Origin of the sequence: Pseudoalteromonas sp. GW168-MNA-CIBAN-0100, from assembly GCF_040309225.1 — a bacterium.
Taxonomy (GTDB): domain Bacteria; phylum Pseudomonadota; class Gammaproteobacteria; order Enterobacterales; family Alteromonadaceae; genus Pseudoalteromonas; species Pseudoalteromonas arctica.
In genome coordinates, this window is the sequence record NZ_JBEOOL010000826.1 from 1 (window position 1) to 252 (window position 252).

General features: G+C 40.9%; 1 protein-coding gene. It reads right to left on the minus strand.

All coding sequences use genetic code 11. The features are described from left to right. Positions 1-252, minus strand: a 252-nt coding sequence (locus AAEY62_RS23590; protein ID WP_350636888.1) for an aldehyde dehydrogenase family protein, incomplete at both ends; no start/stop codon positions are given.

The window sequence follows — 252 nt, forward strand, 5'->3', positions numbered from 1 at the left end:
GCCCAGTACTGTTGCATTGTCAAAATACGTAGCTGCTTGGCTATCGGCATTAATTTTAACGCCTTCTTGACGTAACACTACCGCACACAAGTTTAAAAACTCATCGGCAATATCTTGATGTACAACTAAGCCTTCTAAAGCATTACACACGCCGGTGCGTTGCGTTTTACCATTAAGCAGTAGGTTAATTGCCACTTCAAGGTCGGCGTCTTTATCAACATATAAATGACATACACCTTTAAAGTGTTGGAT